Below are 17230 nucleotides of genomic sequence, written 5' to 3' on the forward strand. Positions count from 1 at the left end.
ACTGGCACGTGTATGAGCCCAATGGCAATCAAGCCTGGGTAACCGCAATCGGACCGGTGGAAGGCAACGGAACCGGTGAACTCGACGCATTCATCACATCCAACGGAGCATTTCCACCTCTGTTCGGAGCCGGACAACCCACTCGGCAACCTTGGGGCAAGCTCAAGTTCAATTTCTCGAGTTGTGCTCAAGGCACTATGAACTACAACGCGTCTGCAGCAGGTTGGGGTTCTGGAACGATACCTTTGACCCGCCTGACCGCGATTGAAGGCGCCGACTGCCGTCTTTTGTCAGCTGGCCAGATCGACCGTATGGGACGTCCGGGCATCAATACCGTCCTCATCAATCTACTGCCGCCGCACAATGATGCATTGAAGGATCAGTACAACCAGGCTGAGTCGATTGCGTCGTGGACACAGTTCAGCAACGAGATCGAAGCCAATCTCACCGCCATCGACACGCTCGACGGAGTAACCGGAAACACGGTATTGCCGCCGGCCAGTCTGGCACCGGTGCTGGCTGATGATCGCCTGATTGTCGATGTCTCCAAGCCGATGTGCGATGCCTATCTCGCCGTGGAACTCGGAGTCACCAATCAATGCGGCGGACGAACGCTGTCACGTGATGTGATCGATGACACGCTCGGCGCAATCGTTGGACCTGGCGTAAGTGACAACGTCTCCTCCAACAACACGTTGCGCACTGATTTCCCGTTCATCGGTGTTGCGAACTGACGGAAGCGTCATTGGCACCAGGCGCGACTCCCTCGGAGTCGTGCCTGGTTCATTCGCAAACTCCAACGACTTTCCGCCCGCGCGCCGGACACTTCTGCGCGGCCCATTGGCATACGGGGATCCATCACAATGCACTCTTTCCGTTTGACTGCAGCAACGCTGCTTCTATTTCTCGTCGCATGCTCCACGAATCCACATCAGGATCAAGCAGCGAGTGTGTCTGCACAGGCTGACACTCGCATCTCCCACCCTGCGCTCGCAGCATCCGCACCAGCGGCGGACCTTGCCGCAACTGCCGACCCGGAGCTGGATGCGGTTGCACTTGGGATTTATCCCAGATCCATGACTCAGTATCGAACCACATCCGGTTCGATCTATATCCAAAACCTCAATGCGACAATCAACTCACTGCTGCAAGTGGGGGCGGACAAGCCAGGCTCGGCGCGCGCCGGCGCCCTTGCTGGAAGTCTTTATCATCGCTTCCAGATTCTTGGCAGGATCAGTGATGGCGAGCAGGCACTGGCACTCCTGGATCGTATTCCCGATGATGTAATCGACATCCGCACTCAACGTCAGCGTGCCATCCTTCGAACCGGATACCACCGCTTCGACGAAGCACTTACGGATCTCAACGCTGCGAGTTCCAAAGGTCGACCACTGAATTCGGATGATCCCTCATTGCGCGGTATCGCGCTGGCAAGGGGCGACTACGCAAGCATCCGTGACGATTTCGCCAAGGCTGGCGAGCCGTCGGAAAAGTTCGCCGAGCTCGTGCTGCGCGGCAACCTGGCTGCCTTGGAAGGGGACCTCAGCATCGCGAGTCTACAGTTCTACCGCGCTCAGTCGGTTTATTCGGATAGTAGTCCCTACCAACTCGCCTGGCTCTATGCCCAGCAAGGTATTGCGCTCGAACGCTTCGGCTTTTGCGACAAAGCCCGCGTATTCTTTGATGCTGCAATTGAACGGCTACCGGGATATGCACTGGCACTGGATCATCTCGGCGAATGCCTGCTCTGGGAAGGACAGCTCGACGCGGCACGGCCCATCTATGCACAGCTCATCGAACAAACCGGAAATCCGGAATACCTCGGTGCCATGGCTGTACTCGAAGTTGAAGCCGGGAATGCAGGGCGTGGCGAGGACTACCGGAAGCGCGCGATCGCTGGCTACCAGCACATTCTTGATCTCGAGTCGGTAACCTGGTCGCAACATGCTGCGGAGTTTTACCTTGCCATTGACGATCCGAAGCAGGCCCTGGTTCAGGCACGCAACAATCTCGATAATCGCAATGACGTGTTGAGCCTGATGCTGTTTGCGCGCGTAGCGCATGCAAACGATATGGATCGGGAAGCATGTGATGCCTTGCGCAAGATTCAGGCGAGTGGCTTGAGACCACCAGAAATTGAACGCTGGAAGGGCCAATTACCGCGCTCCTGTGCGAGCACCCTGCCCGCCACCTCAGGATAATTGCTGCGCTTTTGCAATCCTGCTGACAGGTTCCTGAGACTCTACTTGGGCGGCACAATACGGCGGCAACAAGTACCTCAAAATGCTCATTTACCGGGTGGGACTTCCCGGCGCGAGCCCTTGCCGCGGGCCTTCGCGCGTCTGTGTCGACTCCACCAGCGCAGCAAGCCATAGGACAGTCGCACTTTCTCCTGGCCAACCGGGAGATCAGCACGCGCGAAAATCCATGAGGATTTACTGAAGGCAATCTGCTGCGACGGATACACGCTGCGATGGCCGATGATGAGAAATGCCGCCACACAGGCGCCGGCCACGTAAAGTGTCGAGTCGGCGCCGAACAACTCCACGCCCATGAAAATGGCCGCGATGGGTGCGTTGGAGGCGGAGGCGACCACGGCCGCCATACCAACCGCCGCACCCATTGCAGGATCGAGCCCAAGCAGATGTGCGAAGGCGCTGCCAAGCACTGCCCCGATCACGAATTGAGGTGTCACGATGCCGCCATAAAATCCGGATCCGAGGGTAATCGCAACCAGCAGGATCTTCCATGCAAAGCCAAGATACGGAACTGTTTCCCCGTGCAGGGCACCCTCCATCACCGGCAGGCTCAAGCCGATGTAGTCGGTTGGGATGAACAGGAGCAGCAAGGCCATCACCAGACCACCCAACACCGGCATCAACGGTGGCCAAAGCGAAAGCGCATCGCGCAATTTCGCGAACAGCCGGGTCATCAGTTGCAGCAACTCGACGAAGCACCATGCGCAAGCACCACACAGAATCCCGATCAACACGGTCTTCAGGAACAGCAATTCAGTGAAATTGCTGGCAAAGACAATGTGGTACTCCGGATACGGCACGCCCAGATACCTGGAAACCTGTAATGCGGTGACACCGGCGACAATGCCGGGGAACAGGAAGTCATGCCGGATGCGCCCGATCGCCAGCATCTCCACACCATAGATCGCTCCGGCAATTGGCGTGCCAAACACACTTGCGAAGCCGGCGCTGACTCCGCAGGCGAGAAGACGTTTGCGCAATTCCGGATTGAGATGGAGGATCCGACCGATACCAGCAGCGAAGCTTGCGCCGATGTGCGAGCAAGGCCCTTCCTTGCCGGCCGATCCGCCACAGCCGAGCGTAAACAGCGCCGCCAGCGGCTTGATCCACAAGGTGCGAAACGGCATCCGACCGTGCTGCTCGTTGACCGCGACGATCGGTGAATCCTTGTAGCCGCTGCGACTGATTCGGTAGCCGTAGTGCAACAGAAGACCGTTGGCAAAACCGCCGGCGATCAAGAGACCCGCCAGCAGCCCCCACGAGGCGCCATACAAATGTCCTTCACTGGCGAACAGCGCGCGCAGGAAAATCGTGCAACCCACGCCAACCACTGCACCGGTAAACGTCGCCAGCACCAGCCATTGCACCACCGTTGCCAGCATGACAAGGGGTTCGGCAAGACGGGAACGCGGCATGCAGGAAACCAGAGGGCCTGAGACAAGCGCCCAGTATGAACTGCGCAAGAGATCTCCGGTAGAGCGCTAGCCCGATTTGCCTGCGACTCTTTCAAATGGCAACAAGGCTGTTGCGGGAAGGCTACTTTTTCTTTGCCAACAAAAAGCGCTGCGTGCTGGCGAGATCGCAGACCGTCGAAGTCAGGCGCCAGTCCGGGCCAGATCAAAAATTCAAGTTCCGCCCCTCAAGCTCGGTTCTCAGGTGCCCACGACCAGCGCGAACAAAAGTTGAAAGAGGTCAAACATGCCCACGATGACTGCCATCACGAATACCGCTGAACCGAGCGCGGACTAGCTCCTGCTACCATGATCCAAGCAAATTCTCTTGCCATGGAGAAGACCAATGAAAACCATCTTCTGTTTCATCATCGCGTTGTTCGGTTGCGCAGCCACGAATGCAATTGCCTCGTCATCGGAGCAAACCGAACCAGCGCCTCGGGCAGTCGAATGGACACAACTGCAGGCGCTTGGCGACAACCATCAGAGTCAGCGACGCATTGCCGACAAGGCCCGAACCGAGCTGGCAACGCGACTGATGAAACGGCTTGGCGACAGCATCGCCGTCGGCGGACCTGCAGCGGGTATCGAGGTGTGCTCCAACGAGGCCGCCGGCATTGCCGCGACGGTTGCCGAGGCCAACAACGTGCGCATCGGGCGGACGTCACACAAGTTGCGCAACCCCGACAATGGCGGGCCTGCCTGGATTGCTCAAGTCGTCAGCGACAGGTCGACGACGACGCGCTATTTCAGCAGGCCTGACGGTGCCCTGGCTGTCGCCACGCCGATTCCACTCGGCCAGATGTGCAGCCAATGCCACGGCCCTGTCGCCGACATCGTGCCCGAGATAAAGAAGGCGCTGGTCAGTCGCTATCCGCAGGACATGGCGACCGGCTTCGAAGTCGGCGAAATACGCGGTTGGTTCTGGGTCGAAGTTCCGGCGCAAGCCAATACGGATAGCTGATTTCGGTTGGCATCGGCGCGAACGGTTGCGCGATCCGATCGAGACGAGCGATCGTTAGCATCAAGACAGGGAGCTGTCTTCAGCTTTTGAAACCTGGCCCCGCTGTGACTCAACTCTGGATCGGGTGACTGCCGAGCGCTTTGACGAACGCACGGATGCGCGACGCATTCTTGCCAACATCGCTTTTGCCAACACGCGAGACGGAGCGGATATCGATGCGACTGGCCTCGCCTTCGGCTTCGATGCGGATGACGATATCGTCCTTGAAGCCAAACCAGAATGTGGTGTCGGTTGCTTCGATGCGACCCGCCTCGGGAACGGCAGCGACGATCTCCCAACCCATGTCGCGCGCGACTTTTTCCGCGTGAGCGAATGCGTCAGCGGGGGCCTGATCGAGAATCTGGGTGGCGAGGTCCGGATAGCCCGCCTTCTGTGCCGCAGCGACTTCCGCGCCGCCATAAGTTGCCGGGTTAGGGGCATCGTCGCGGAGCGGCAGAATTGCCACGAACTCGGGCGGACGCATCGTGTCGGTCGAGATGTCGTGGATGAATGGAACGGTCTTGGCCGTGTAGTAGCCGAGAAGCGGCATCACCGTTGCCGCGAATCCCATCAGCATTCCGAAAACCAGAGTCTTCGCATGGCCGCGACGGGCTCGCGGAATCAGTAGCAACAGGATCGCCAATGCAGCCGCAGCGAGTCCGAGATACGTGGCCCAGGTCATCAGCGAGAAACCGGTTCGGAAGGTCCAGAGATCCATTCGCGTTCCGGGACCAGAAACCAGCAAAAGTACGAGCGCCAGGATCGCAACAAGAACGGGAAGTCGAGCAAGTCTCATTTCTGAAAATCCTGTTGCCGAAGTGGCTCAATATTACCTGCAAGTTTGATTCTGCGGACAGAGCGTGAGCCGGCTCGCTCTCAGTGACCCGAACTGCCCCAGATCTGCTCCAGTCTCGCGTCACGTCCACAGTTGTACCGGTAGAACTTGTAGCGCACCGGGTTTTTCTTGTAGTAGTCCTGGTGATAGTCCTCGGCGGGGTAGAAGGTCGAGGCGGGGACGATCTGGGTGGCAATTGGCTTGTTGAATTTTCCGGGGCCTTCCAGTGCCTTTTTGCTCTCTTCAGCGAGACGCATCTGCTCGGCGCCCTGAGTGAAGATGGCCGTACGGTATTGATCGCCGTGATCGCAGAACTGCTGGTCGATGGCGAACGGGTCGACGTTGTGCCAGAAGACATCAAGCAACTTCTGGTAGCTGACCCTGGCCGGATCGTAGATCACCTTGACCGCTTCGGCATGTCCGCTGCGCCCCGCCGAGACCTGTTCGTAGCTGGGATTGGGCAGCTTGCCGCCGGTGTATCCCGAGGTCGTCGAAATCACGCCATCCAGTTTGTCGAATGGGGGCTCCATGCACCAGAAGCAGCCACCGGCGAAGATCGCCGATTGCGTGCCTGCGCTGGCAGCCACCGGCGCGCTCGTATCCTCAGCCGGGCCCGCGCAGGCATTCATCGCAAACAGCGACAGCAGCAGGCCCATCGAAGCCGCATGACGCAGCAACCGAATTCTCGAAAACATCATCCTCAACTCCTGAGCTCGGGCAGCGGCTGGTCGACTGGAATGAATTCCAGGGCCAGCCCGTTGTTGCACCAGCGCTCGCCGCGCGGTTTCGGGCCGTCGTCGAAAACGTGACCTTGATGCCCTCCACAACGGGCGCAGTGATATTCGGTCCGTGGCCAGATCAACTTGAAATCGCGCTTTTTCCTGATATGGCCGGCGATTGGCTGGGTGAAGCTCGGCCAGCCGGTTCCACTCTCGAACTTGTCGGCGCTGTTGAAGATCGGCAGGCGGCAAGCCGCGCATACGAAAGTACCCTCGCGGTGCTCGTTGTTCAACGGGCTGCTTCCCGACGGCTCGGTATCTTCCTCGAACAGAACCGCATAGGCTGCGGCACTGACCACGCCACGCCACTCCGCGTGCGGCTTGTCGAGGGCGATCACCGCGTCTCCCTTTGCTTCTGCTTGCGAATCGGTGGCGCGAGAAAGCGCCGGCAGCAACGGTAATACCGCCAGCGCTCCCAAGTGTTGCAACATCTTTCGACGGTTCATCATTTGATTTCCTGCCTCTGTGGCGTTTCCTGTCTCATCGCGAAGAATCGCGGTTCACGAGCAATGCAGTCTCCGATAACTACGAAAATCGGACGGGAATGGATGCAGCTTGCGATTGGTGAGGGAACCACATCATCTCGACGCCCGCGATATCGTCTCCAGATGCAGACCGGCAATTGACCGGATCCCTTTCATGTGGTCGATTCTGAAGCTGCGTTTACAATGTCTGCGGAGCAGACGCCGACAACACTGTTGAAATTCCATTCAAGCGGCATGATCAGGAAAAAAGCGGACTTCAAACCACTTGTTTGCCGCACCTCAGCTGCTCTTTTTCGATCCGTTTCGTTTTGTCTCGTACCCGCTTGAGCAGATTTCAACCGCCCGCCAAGCCGCCATGACGTCCGATTTGTCGACAGGATTCGCCGTGCCCATCATCGATTCTCCGCCTACGCCTCCAATTCTTGCCCAGCAAAGCGCCATCGTCATCGATATTGGCGATGCTGACACGGCGCAGATATCCGCGCGCAAGCAGGATGCGCACGTGCGCTGGTGGCTTGAACTCGGCGACCAGTTGCTCCTGGTTGGTGATCGCGGCGAAGTCCGCAAAGCTGCTCCGGATCGGGAAGTGCTGGGCGAAATGGTCGATTTCGACCGTGATCGCTTGCGCCTGCACGCACTCGGATGCGTGCGTGAATCGGGCGCGCCGGGGCGCTTGATCGCGCAGGGCGGTCGTTGGGAATTGCGCGAATTGTCCGCAAGTGAACTCGCGAAGCCGCTGCCCAGCACTCACGACGGGCACTCCGATGAGTGGCGTGAAGTTCAGCCAGATACCGTCATCGCCGAACGCTACCGACCTGAATCCGCGCCGGCCGCCGCCGATCCGGCAATTCAGTCCGTCGTCGATTCAATCGACACGGTGCGCTGGTTTGCCGACCTGACCACGCTGACCGGCTGGGATCGCTCAAGTTACGGCTCGGAACTGGCTCTCTCACGTGCCTGGATCGAAACGCAATTCAATGGTCTGGGTCTCACCGTCAGCGCTCCGGCGTTCACCATGCCCGGAAACAGCGGAGGCCAGATCAGCGTCAACAACGTGATTGGCAAGTGGACTGGCACGGAATTCCCGGACGAATGGATCATCGTCGGTGGCCACTACGATTCACGCAATGGAAACATCCATTCCACGGTGAACGCACCCGGCGCAGAAGACAATGCCTCAGGCTGCGCGAGTGTCATCGAACTCGCACGCGTACTGGTCGACTTTGAGCCGAAACGCAGCATTCTTTTCATGTGCTATGCCGGCGAGGAGCAAGGACTGTATGGCAGCTATGCGCATGTCAGTTCATTGCAGAATTCGGGTGATCTCGGCAAGGTGCAGGCCGTGGTCACGATGGACATGATCGGCTACAGCGCCGACTCGACGCTTGATGTCCTGTTTGAAAGCAGCTCGACGTGGAGCACCTACCTCAACCAGTTCGCCACCGCAGCAGCGACCTATGTTCCGCAACTCCGCGTAACCTTGAGCAGCAACCCGTTCGGATCCGATCATGTCCCCTACCTGCAGGCCGGCAAGAAGACCCTGCTCGCGATCGAGAATGACTGGGACGCCTATCCCGACTATCACAGCAGCAACGACACCCCGGATCGCATCGGGCCGAATGCCCAGGCCATGGGCGGTGCGATCCTCAAAACCAGCGTTGCGGTGATTGCCGATATCGCCGGTATCCGGGACCGGATCTTCGTCAAGGGCTTCGAAGCAACAGCGCCGTAGGCGCTTCAGGCAAACAACAACCTCGCAATCGCTGATTTGCTCATTCGCGCAGACGGCAACCGGGCATGTCGTGATCACGGTGAAGCTCTCGAAAATCGCGACCTCTTCGCAATCCACAGAGGCACCTGTCGCGACTACAAGATGTGCGTACCGATATGGCTTCCGATTCTTACGAGCAAGCATCTGCCGGCTGCAATCCATGTTGCCGAGAAGCATCGCGACCAACGGAAGTCCCTTTTTCGCGACCGCTGAAGGGAGCTCGTGCAGATTTGCGGGAAACCGCTTTTCCCGCTAACCGCTAACGGCTCACCGCTCTCGGCCAATTGTTTCCACAGATCCTGCCGAAGCGAACAAACAACCGAACTATTATTATTTCATATATCTTTTAAGCGTGGCGTCGGCATCGGCGGCGACGATTTCCTCTTCCCAGTCTTCCATCAGCGCGATCAGCATGAGCTTTTCAAACTCTTCGGCGAAGCGCCTGGTCACGGCGTCGGGATCGCGTACGCGCTTGGCATCGCCGATCAGGCCGAAATGGACGCTTCCGTTGTAGCTGAGAATCGACAGGCCGACACCGATCGATCCGGATTGCGGCACCCAGAACATCAGCTCGGTGGCTTCGACGCCGGTCATGTAGAGCGGTTGCTGCGGGCCGGGCACGTTGGTCGCGACCATCGTCGCCTTGCGACTGAACAATTCGAGTGCGGGTGCCTGCAAGGCCTGCGGACCCATACCGAGTGCGCCGAGCAGACCCAGCGTGATGATGGCCTGACGTGAGCGCTTGAGTTCGCGCATGCAGGCGGCGACGCGTTCCAGTCGGCGCAGCGGATTGGCCTCTCCGACCGGGAGTTCGAGAAACACCAATCCGAAATGATTGCCGAGTTTCTTTGCGTGCTCGAGCGGGCGCAGATTGACCGGCACGGTGGCACGAATGGTCAGGCCATCGACCTCGCCGCCTTCATCGAGCAGATAGCCGCGCAGAGCACCACTGGCGCAGGCAAGCAGGACATCGTTGACCGTGCAGCCGAGCGCCTTGCCCAGAGTTTTCACTTCTTCCAACGGCAGCGGATCGGCCCAGGCAACGCGCTTGACGACGCCGAGCGGGCCCTTGAGCAAGGTCGGCGGATCATCGGAAAGCAGCAGGGCGTTGGCCAATTCACGGGTAATCTCGCCGCCCTCTCTGGCAACATCGGCAGCGACCGAGGGGTCGTTGATCATCTCGGTCATCTTGCCGTAGACCTTGTTGCCCACCTTGAGCGCCTTGCCGAGCCCGGCCTGGGCCGGTTCGAGCATGCGTTGCCAGACATTCGCGCCATCACGCTTGAGCCAGGTCTTGGTCAACTCGGCGCGCTGTTCGGGATCCGGCGCGGTGTCGGTCAGCGACAACATGACCTGGACCAGGGCCAGGCCATCGGCGTAGCAATGGTGGATGCGCGCAACCAGTACGCTGCCACCGCGATAGTTCTCGACGACATGGAATTGCCAGAGCGGCTTGGAATGATCGAGTGGCGTCGAGGCCAGCTCGCCGACAAAGTTCTCCAGCTCGATCTTGTCCGCCGCGCCGGGCAAGGCGGCAACTCGGACATGCCAATCGAGGTTGAAATCAGCATCAACCTCCCAGTACGCGCCCGATGGCGTATTCACCGCCTTCTGCCGGAAGCGTCGATAGGCCAGGAATCGTTCGCCAAGCAGTTGCTTGATGTCGGCGTGATCCAGCGGCCCGGCAAACATCAGCACGCCGGTGATCATCATCAGGTTGGTCGGCCGTTCCATGCGCAACCAGGCCGTATCGACCTTGGACATCGCTTCACGCTTGTCGCCTGTTGACTCGAACATACCTGCCCTCTCCGGATTCGCGCGCCGAGCAGGATCGATCAGAACCCGACACTCGGCTAGCATCCGGGTAGATTCGCGAAAACGCAACGATTGTGGCCGGTTTTGGCCCTCAATCTCAGGTCTCGTCGGCCTTGGGCAGATCCTGATACGCCTGCAGCGCGGTCGTACGCGAGGCGGACAGATCGACCATCGGTGCCGGGTAGCCGGTTGCCTGGAGCACATCCGGATCCGTCCACGGATGATGGATCAGCGCCGTCGAAACGGTATCAAGCTCAGCCACCCAGCGGCGCACATAGTTGCCAAGCGGATCAAATTTCTCGCCCTGAGTAACCGGATTGAAAATGCGAAAGTACGGTGATGCATCGACCCCGCAACCGGCCGTCCACTGCCAGCCTTGCGCGTTGTTGGCGAGATCCGCATCAACCAGGGTGTCCCAGAACCAGCGTTGACCATGATGCCAGTGCTGGCGCAGGTTCTTGGTCAGAAACGAAGCGGCGAGCATGCGTACGCGATTGTGCAGGGTGCCGGTGGCCCAGAGTTCACGCATGCCGGCATCGATGATTGGTATGCCCGTGCGTCCTTGCTGCCAGCGACGGATCGCAGCTCGGTCTTCAGCAGCCCAATGAAACTCGTCGAAGCGCGGATTGAGGTTCCGTTCGGGCATGTGCGGAAAATTGAACAGCAGATGCTGCGAGAACTCGCGCCAGCCGATCTCGCGCAGGAAGCTCTCGGCGCCGGCAGTCCGTGCCGAATCACCGGCCTGTTGCACGCGCTCCTCCAGCGCCCAGGCGATCTGCATCGGCGAGATTTCGCCGAAATGCAGATGCGCTGACAACCGCGAGGTACCCTGACGATCAGGACGGTCACGATCACTGGCGTATTCGGGCAATCCCGATTCGATGAAATCCTCGAACGCCTCGCTGGCGCCACCCTCACCCGGTTTCCAGACGTCGTGGAACTGGCTGTCCCAGCCAATGCTCGGCAGCAGTTCAAGGTCATCGACGCTGAGCCCCTGGTCATTGCCGGGCGAATCCAGCGTGTCAGGAGCTGGCAATGGTGGGCGAACCTGCAACTGCGAACGCGCCTTGCGCCAGAACGGTGTGAACACGCGATACGGCCGCTCCTGCCCGCTGCGAATTTCCCACGGCTCGAACAGCAGGTTTGCCTTGAAGCTTCGTGCGTCGATGCCCGTGTCGATCAGGGATTGCTTGATTTGCTTGTCGCGCGCGGTGATCGTCGGTTCGTAGAGGCGATTCCAGTAGACCGCGGTGGCAGCCGATTCCTTGACCAGTCGTTGCAGGGTCTGCAACGTCGGCCCACACGCAATGCGCAGTTGCGATCCGCGTTTGCACAGATCGGCATCGAGCGCCTTCAGTGAATGATGCAACCACCAACGGCTCGCCGCGCCAGGTACCCACGGCGATTCCTCGTCGGCAGCATGAATGTAAACCGGCACGACGCGATCATGCGACTCAAGTGCCGCTGTGAGTGCGGGGTTGTCGGCAAGGCGAAGATCGCGACGGAACCAGATTAGGGCGGATGTCATCTGCAAAGCTTAGCAATCAATGCAGCAGCCGGGCGGACCTTGGCCGTCCGCGCTGCCAGGCACTTCTTTCTCCCGAGGAGAGAAGGCAGTGTCCAGCCGAATTCTCTCCTCTATTGGCAAAGCCCGATAGCCGGCAAGGCATTGAGCTGGCAATCGCCCGAGGTTTGCCCGAAATTCGCCACAACAGCGCAGCTATACTGCCTGCGCAAACCATTCCAGGGAGTTGAAGATGTCGACGTTGCCGACCGTATCGAAGTTGCGCGCCTTTGCAGGTGCCGTACTAGGTCTCAGCCTTCTTGTGCTGACAGCCTGCGGACAGCGGCCGTCCTCGGTTCCGGAGGTTCAGGGCGAAAAGCCGATCGCCGCCGAGCCCGCCAAAGACACCAGGAGCGATGCGTTCACGGTGATTTCGGCACGCGCCGAGCAGTTCGAAGGTCAGCTTGCCGTCGTCCTCGAGTTTCCGCAGCAGCTGACTGGCACGCAGGATTTCGACAGCCTGATCGTTGTCACCGACAGCAAGGGCGCGACGATCAGCGGCAGTTGGGCGCTGGATGAAAACGGCAAGATTCTGCGCTTCCCCTACGTGCAGGCCAACGCCAGCTATTCGGTTCGCATCAAGGGCGAGTTGTCGGCCGCCGACGGCAAGACTCTCGGCAGTGAGATCAGCAAGGATGTCTTCACCGGCCCGCTGCAGCCGGCGGTCGGCTTTGCCGCGCAGGGCAGCGTGCTGCCGGCGCGCGAGACGCGTGGTTTGCCGGTAGTTTCGGTCAACGTCAGGGAAGTCGATGTCGAGTTCCTGCGTGTGCGTGATTCCGAGGTCGCCAACTTCTTCGCTGCCTACCAGAAGAACGGCAAACGGGGATCGTGGGATCTCGATCCGCAGTATGGCTGGTACGGGCGCAAGGGCAAGCCGGTCGCGCAGATTGCCGAATCGGTCTATGCCAATCGCTTCGTTCTTTCCGGCGAGGAAAACGAGCGCACGCTGAACTACCTGCCGATCCAGAACATCCCCGAACTGGAGAAGCCCGGTCTCTATTTTGCCGTGATGAAGCAGCCTGGCAGCTTCCGCGACGAGATGGATACGAGTTTCTATTTCGTCAGCGACGTTGGCGTGCACACGCGCATGTACAAGGACAAGATGTTCGTGCACACGGCATCGCTGAAAACTGGTGATCCGATCGGAGGCGTAGAAATCAATGTGCTCGACAACGCCGGCAACACCGTAGTCAGTGGCGTCGCTGACGGCAGCGGCAATGCGATGCTGGCTTACCAGCTCAAGGCCGATCAGGTGCTGGTGGCGCGCTCCGGGCGCAACGTATCGATGGTGCCGTTCAACCAGCCCGCGCTGGATCTGTCCGACTTTGCCGTCTCGGGTCGGCATGAAGCATGGTTCGATGTGTTTGCCTGGAGTGGTCGCGATCTCTACCGCCCCGGTGAGACCGTGCGCCTGTCCGCGCTGCTGCGCGACAACGATGGCAAATCAATCAAGCCGCAACCATTGTTCATTTCGCTCAAGCAACCCGATGGACGTCTTTACGCCCAGGCCCAGCTGGAGCCGAAGGAGCTTGGCTATTTCGAGTGGTCGCGCGAGATTCCGACCGATGCGCCAACTGGTCGCTGGCAGGTCGAGTTTCGTCTTGATCCGGCCAGCAAGGTAGCCACCCAGAGCATGACCTTGCGCATCGAGGAATTCCTGCCCGAGCGCATGAAACTCGACCTGAGTACCACCCAAGATCAACTCAAGCCTGACGAGCTGCTCAAACTTGATGTCCAGGGTGACTATTTGTATGGCGCGCCGGCGGCCGACAACCGCTTCACCGCGAGACTGACCCTGAGCCCCGACGTGCACCCGGTTGAGACGCGCAAGGATTACTACTTCGGCGATCCATTGATCGAATTGCCGAGGGAAGCGAAGGATGTTGTCGACGCCAAGCTCGATGCAAAAGGCCATCTGAGCGAAGAAATCAAATTGCTTGATGAGAAAAAGCAGGCGCCCGTTTCAGCGGTGCTTTCCGGCAGTCTCTACGAATCCGGCGGACGCACGGTCACGCGTACGCTCAAGCGCACGATCTGGCCCGCCGATGCGCTGGTCGGCATCCGCCCGCTGTTCGATGTCGACGATGGTGCCAGTGCCAACGGCAACGCCAGCTTCGAAGTGATTCGCAGCAATGCCGCTGGCGACATGCTGGCCGCAGCGGATCTCAAGCTGACCCTGGTTCGCGAACTCCGCGACTATCACTGGATCTGGGACAAGGAGAGCGGTTGGCATTTCAACTACACCGAGCGCTTCGAGAACGCCGAGAGTCGTGACATCACGATCGAAGCTGGCAAGGCGACCAAGATTGATGTGCCGGTCGAATGGGGCGGCTATCGCATCGAAGTGCTGGACCCGGCAACCGGCCTGACGATGCGCTTTCCATTTACCGCCGGCTGGAGCTGGAACGATGACAACCGCGGCGGCGAAGCGCGCCCGGACAAGGTCAAGCTGTCGCTCGACAAAGAAAGCTACAAGGCTGGTGACACGCTCAAGGTCACCCTGACCGCGCCGCATTTCGGACCGGGCGTGCTTATCGTCGAATCCGACCACATGCTCTACACGCGCAATATCGAGGCGCGTGCCGGCAGCACCTTCGAGATCCCGGTCACCGAGGATTGGGAGCGTCATGATGTCTATCTGACCGCCCTGGTTTTCCGTGGCGGATCCGCGGTCGAACGCATCACCCCGGCACGCGCTGTCGGCGAAGCGTTCATTCCGATGGATCGCAGCGCACGCAAGGTCGCCGTGCAACTCGAAGCGACCAAGCTGATGAAGCCGGAGAACGATCTGGCGGTGACGGTCAAGGTGCCGGCGCTGGCCGGCAAGAAGGCGCAGGTGACAATTTCCGCGGTCGATGTCGGCATTCTCAACATCACCCGCTTTGGCGTGCCCGATGCCAACGACTGGTTCTTTGCCCAGCGTCGACTCGGTGTCGATGCCTACGATCTGTACGGTCGCGTCATCGAAAGCTTCAACGGCGGTACGGCCAAGTTGCGCTACGGCGGCGACATGGGCCTCGCTGCCCTGCCCCAGGCAAAACGACCTACGGCCAAGGTGCAGACCGTCGATCTGTTCGCCGGCCCGGTCAGTCTCGATGCGCAAGGCAATGCCACGGTCAAACTCAACGTGCCCGACTTCAACGGAACCTTGCGCGTCAGTGCGCTGGTCTTCAGCGATGAGCAATATGGCAACAGCGATGCCGAAACGGTCGTGCGCGCCGATCTGGTTGCCGAAATCAGCACACCGCGGGTCATGGCCCCGGGCGACCAGGCCAAGGTGTCACTCGATCTGCAGAACTTCTCGGGTGCCGAGCGGGCATTCAATATCAAGGTCGAAGCTGACAAGCCACTCGCGATCAGCAAGGGCGAGCGCAAAGTCACCCTGGCCGACAAGGCCAAGACCACGCTTGAATTCAATCTCGATGCACTCGAAGGTTACGGCGTCGGCAAGATTCGTGTCAGTGCCGAATCGTCCGACAAGGCGGGTGATCCGATCCGGATACAGCGCGAGTTCGAGATGGTTGTGCGTGCGGCCTGGCCTAGCGTGCTGCGCTCGACGCCGCAATCGCTCGATACGCTGGACCCGATCAATCTCGGCGCGAGTTCTCTCAGCGGCCTGATCGACGATTCGGTAACCGCCAGGCTGACCTTGAGCAGCCTGCCGCCACTGCCGTTCTCGGCCGCTCTCGCCGACCTGCTTAAATATCCCTACGGCTGCGTCGAGCAAACCACGAGCAAGGGCTTTGCCGCCTTGCTGCTCGATCAGAAAACTGCCGACACCTTGCATGTCGAAGGTCTCGATGCCGCGGCACGCAAGCAGCGCGTCGAGAGCGCCATTGGCCGCGTCGCTTCGATGCAGGTCGGCTCCGGGCACTTCTCGATGTGGGGTGGCGAGAGCAGCGTCAACACCTTCATCACGCCGTACGTGGTCGAGTTCCTGCTCGATGCACGCGAGGAAGGTTTCGTGGTTCCCGATGCGGTGTTGCAGAAGGCATTGCAGCGCCTCAGTGATGATCTGCTTTCAGGTGGCCATCCCTACTACAGCTACGAACATTCCGATCATCTGCGTTTCGCCGATGAAGCCTGGTCGGCCTTCGTGCTCGCTCGGGTCAACCGGGCTCCGCTCGGTACCTTGCGCGCGCTGTTCGACAACGAGCGCACGAAATCAATCACCGCGCTGCCGCTGGTTCATCTTGGCATTGCACTGAAACTCATGGGCGATGAGCCGCGCGCCGAAAAAGCGCTGGCCGAAGCCTTCGCGATGAAGGTCAAACGGCCGAGCTGGCTCGGTGACTACGGCTCCGATCTGCGCGATACCGCGCTGATGGTTTCGCTGGCCCAGCGTTTCGGCATGGGCAAACCCGAGTACGGCGCACGCGTGTTTGAACTGGCGCGTTCGCTGAAAGTTGATCAGCGTCAGGCCGAGCAATCGCAATCACGCTGGGGTGGCAGCGGGCGCATCTATCTGAGCACCCAGGAGCAGGTCGCGATCGGTCGACTCGGCAAGAATCTGATCAAGGATGGTGATGCGGTGGTCTCCGGCACGCTGGCCATCGGCGACAAGACGACCACGCTGTCACCGGATCGCCTGTGGAGCCGCAGTTTCGACGCCAGCGAGCTGCACGCCGGTGTGCGCCTGACGCCAAAGGGCAATCCGCCCTTGTACCTGAGCACCGACATCGCGGGCATTCCAACTAGCGCACCGCCGGTCGATGACAGCAAGGTTTTCATCCAGCGCACTTACTACACGCTCGATGGCAAACCCTGGGCGGTGGCACCACTCAAGGAAGGCGATGCGTTGATTGTCGGCCTGCGGATCGAAGCGCGCGAGGCGATGCCCGATGCACTGCTCGTCGACCTGCTCCCTGGTGGCCTCGAAATCGAGAACTTCAATCTGACCGATTCCAAACAATGGGCTGATGTCGTCGTCGGCGGCATCACCCTGAGCGATCGCAGCAGCGCTGCCGATGTGCAACACGAGGAATTCCGCGACGACCGTTACGTCGCCGCGCTCAAGCTCGACAAGGGCCAGCAGGCAAATGTGTTCTATCTGGTTCGCGCGGTCTCGCCAGGCACCTACCTCGTACCAGCAACCACGGTCGAAGACATGTACCGCCCCGAAATCCGCGGCATCGGTCGCAATCCGGTCAAGACGATTGAGGTGGTGCAGCCTTGAGGGGCGGGAGTGGGGAGTGGGGAGTAGGAAATGGGAAGAGCTTCCCGGTCGCTAATCGTTCTTGGCATTGGCCGCGTTGTTCGCGCACCGCTA

General features: G+C 59.8%; 11 protein-coding genes. 5 read left to right on the forward strand and 6 right to left on the reverse strand.

Annotated elements, in window-relative coordinates:
* The coding region (locus VFN25_RS02625) for a hypothetical protein (protein WP_325138519.1) at positions 1–734 on the forward strand (734 nt) is incomplete at its 5' end.
* Positions 735–1076: 342 nt separating this feature from the next.
* On the forward strand, positions 1077–2201 hold the full coding sequence (locus VFN25_RS02630; protein WP_325138521.1) for a tetratricopeptide repeat protein: 1125 nt from the start codon (positions 1077–1079) through the stop codon (positions 2199–2201).
* Between the two features lie 86 nt (positions 2202–2287).
* On the opposite strand, the gene VFN25_RS02635 is transcribed toward VFN25_RS02630, so the two are convergent.
* Positions 2288–3673, reverse strand: a complete 1386-nt coding sequence (locus VFN25_RS02635; protein WP_325138523.1) for a chloride channel protein — start codon at positions 3671–3673, stop codon at positions 2288–2290.
* 382 nt (positions 3674–4055) lie between these two features.
* Here VFN25_RS02635 and VFN25_RS02640 point away from each other — a divergent pair, with 382 nt between their 5' ends.
* Entirely contained in the window at positions 4056–4673 is a 618-nt protein-coding gene (locus tag VFN25_RS02640) for a c-type heme family protein (protein WP_325138525.1), read from the forward strand.
* Positions 4674–4782: 109 nt separating this feature from the next.
* Here the strand turns inward: VFN25_RS02640 and VFN25_RS02645 are convergent, their stop codons facing one another.
* The 3 genes from VFN25_RS02645 to msrB all read right to left on the reverse strand — a co-directional run bounded on the left by VFN25_RS02645 (position 4783) and on the right by msrB (position 6775).
* Positions 4783–5508, reverse strand: coding sequence for a DUF1499 domain-containing protein (locus VFN25_RS02645; RefSeq protein WP_325138527.1), 726 nt, complete (start codon positions 5506–5508; stop codon positions 4783–4785).
* An 80-nt stretch (positions 5509–5588) separates the two neighbouring features.
* Positions 5589–6245 (reverse strand): peptide-methionine (S)-S-oxide reductase MsrA, encoded by a 657-nt coding sequence (gene msrA / locus VFN25_RS02650; RefSeq protein WP_325138529.1) that lies wholly within the window; start codon positions 6243–6245, stop codon positions 5589–5591.
* A 2-nt stretch (positions 6246–6247) separates the two neighbouring features.
* Positions 6248–6775 (reverse strand): peptide-methionine (R)-S-oxide reductase MsrB, encoded by a 528-nt coding sequence (msrB, locus tag VFN25_RS02655; protein ID WP_325138531.1) that lies wholly within the window; start codon positions 6773–6775, stop codon positions 6248–6250.
* 421 nt (positions 6776–7196) lie between these two features.
* On the opposite strand from msrB, the gene VFN25_RS02660 reads away from it, so the two are divergent.
* The gene (locus VFN25_RS02660; protein WP_325138533.1) at positions 7197–8543 is read left to right on the forward strand and encodes a M28 family metallopeptidase; all 1347 of its coding nucleotides are present in this window, start codon (positions 7197–7199) and stop codon (positions 8541–8543) included.
* Between the two features lie 369 nt (positions 8544–8912).
* Here VFN25_RS02660 and VFN25_RS02665 read toward each other — a convergent pair whose 3' ends face one another.
* Both VFN25_RS02665 and VFN25_RS02670 read right to left on the reverse strand, forming a co-directional pair.
* Positions 8913–10379 carry a wax ester/triacylglycerol synthase family O-acyltransferase gene (locus VFN25_RS02665; RefSeq protein ID WP_325138535.1) on the reverse strand — a complete coding sequence of 489 codons (1467 nt, stop codon included), beginning with the start codon at positions 10377–10379 and terminating at the stop codon, positions 8913–8915.
* Between the two features lie 115 nt (positions 10380–10494).
* Positions 10495–11925: a deoxyribodipyrimidine photo-lyase gene (locus tag VFN25_RS02670; protein WP_325138537.1), complete on the reverse strand. Its 1431-nt coding sequence runs from the start codon at positions 11923–11925 to the stop codon at positions 10495–10497.
* Positions 11926–12154: 229 nt separating this feature from the next.
* Here VFN25_RS02670 and VFN25_RS02675 point away from each other — a divergent pair, with 229 nt between their 5' ends.
* Positions 12155–17137: an alpha-2-macroglobulin gene (locus tag VFN25_RS02675; RefSeq protein ID WP_325138540.1), complete on the forward strand. Its 4983-nt coding sequence runs from the start codon at positions 12155–12157 to the stop codon at positions 17135–17137.
* Positions 17138–17230: the final 93 nt, after the last annotated feature.

Origin of the sequence: Dokdonella sp. (assembly GCF_035703485.1) — a bacterium.
In the GTDB taxonomy this organism is placed as follows: domain Bacteria; phylum Pseudomonadota; class Gammaproteobacteria; order Xanthomonadales; family Rhodanobacteraceae; genus Dokdonella.

Bases quoted from the DNA above. Each gene is read 5' to 3' on its own strand.
- VFN25_RS02665 (WP_325138535.1), bottom strand. From the start codon at position 10,379: ATGTTCGAGTCAACAGGCGACAAGCGTGAAGCGATGTCCAAGGTCGAT.
- VFN25_RS02630 (WP_325138521.1), top strand. From the start codon at position 1,077: ATGACTCAGTATCGAACCACATCCGGTTCGATCTATATCCAAAACCTC.
- VFN25_RS02635 (WP_325138523.1), bottom strand. From the start codon at position 3,673: ATGCCGCGTTCCCGTCTTGCCGAACCCCTTGTCATGCTGGCAACGGTG.
- VFN25_RS02670 (WP_325138537.1), bottom strand. From the start codon at position 11,925: ATGACATCCGCCCTAATCTGGTTCCGTCGCGATCTTCGCCTTGCCGAC.
- msrA (WP_325138529.1), bottom strand. From the start codon at position 6,245: ATGATGTTTTCGAGAATTCGGTTGCTGCGTCATGCGGCTTCGATGGGC.
- VFN25_RS02675 (WP_325138540.1), top strand. From the start codon at position 12,155: ATGTCGACGTTGCCGACCGTATCGAAGTTGCGCGCCTTTGCAGGTGCC.
- VFN25_RS02645 (WP_325138527.1), bottom strand. From the start codon at position 5,508: ATGAGACTTGCTCGACTTCCCGTTCTTGTTGCGATCCTGGCGCTCGTA.
- VFN25_RS02640 (WP_325138525.1), top strand. From the start codon at position 4,056: ATGAAAACCATCTTCTGTTTCATCATCGCGTTGTTCGGTTGCGCAGCC.
- msrB (WP_325138531.1), bottom strand. From the start codon at position 6,775: ATGATGAACCGTCGAAAGATGTTGCAACACTTGGGAGCGCTGGCGGTA.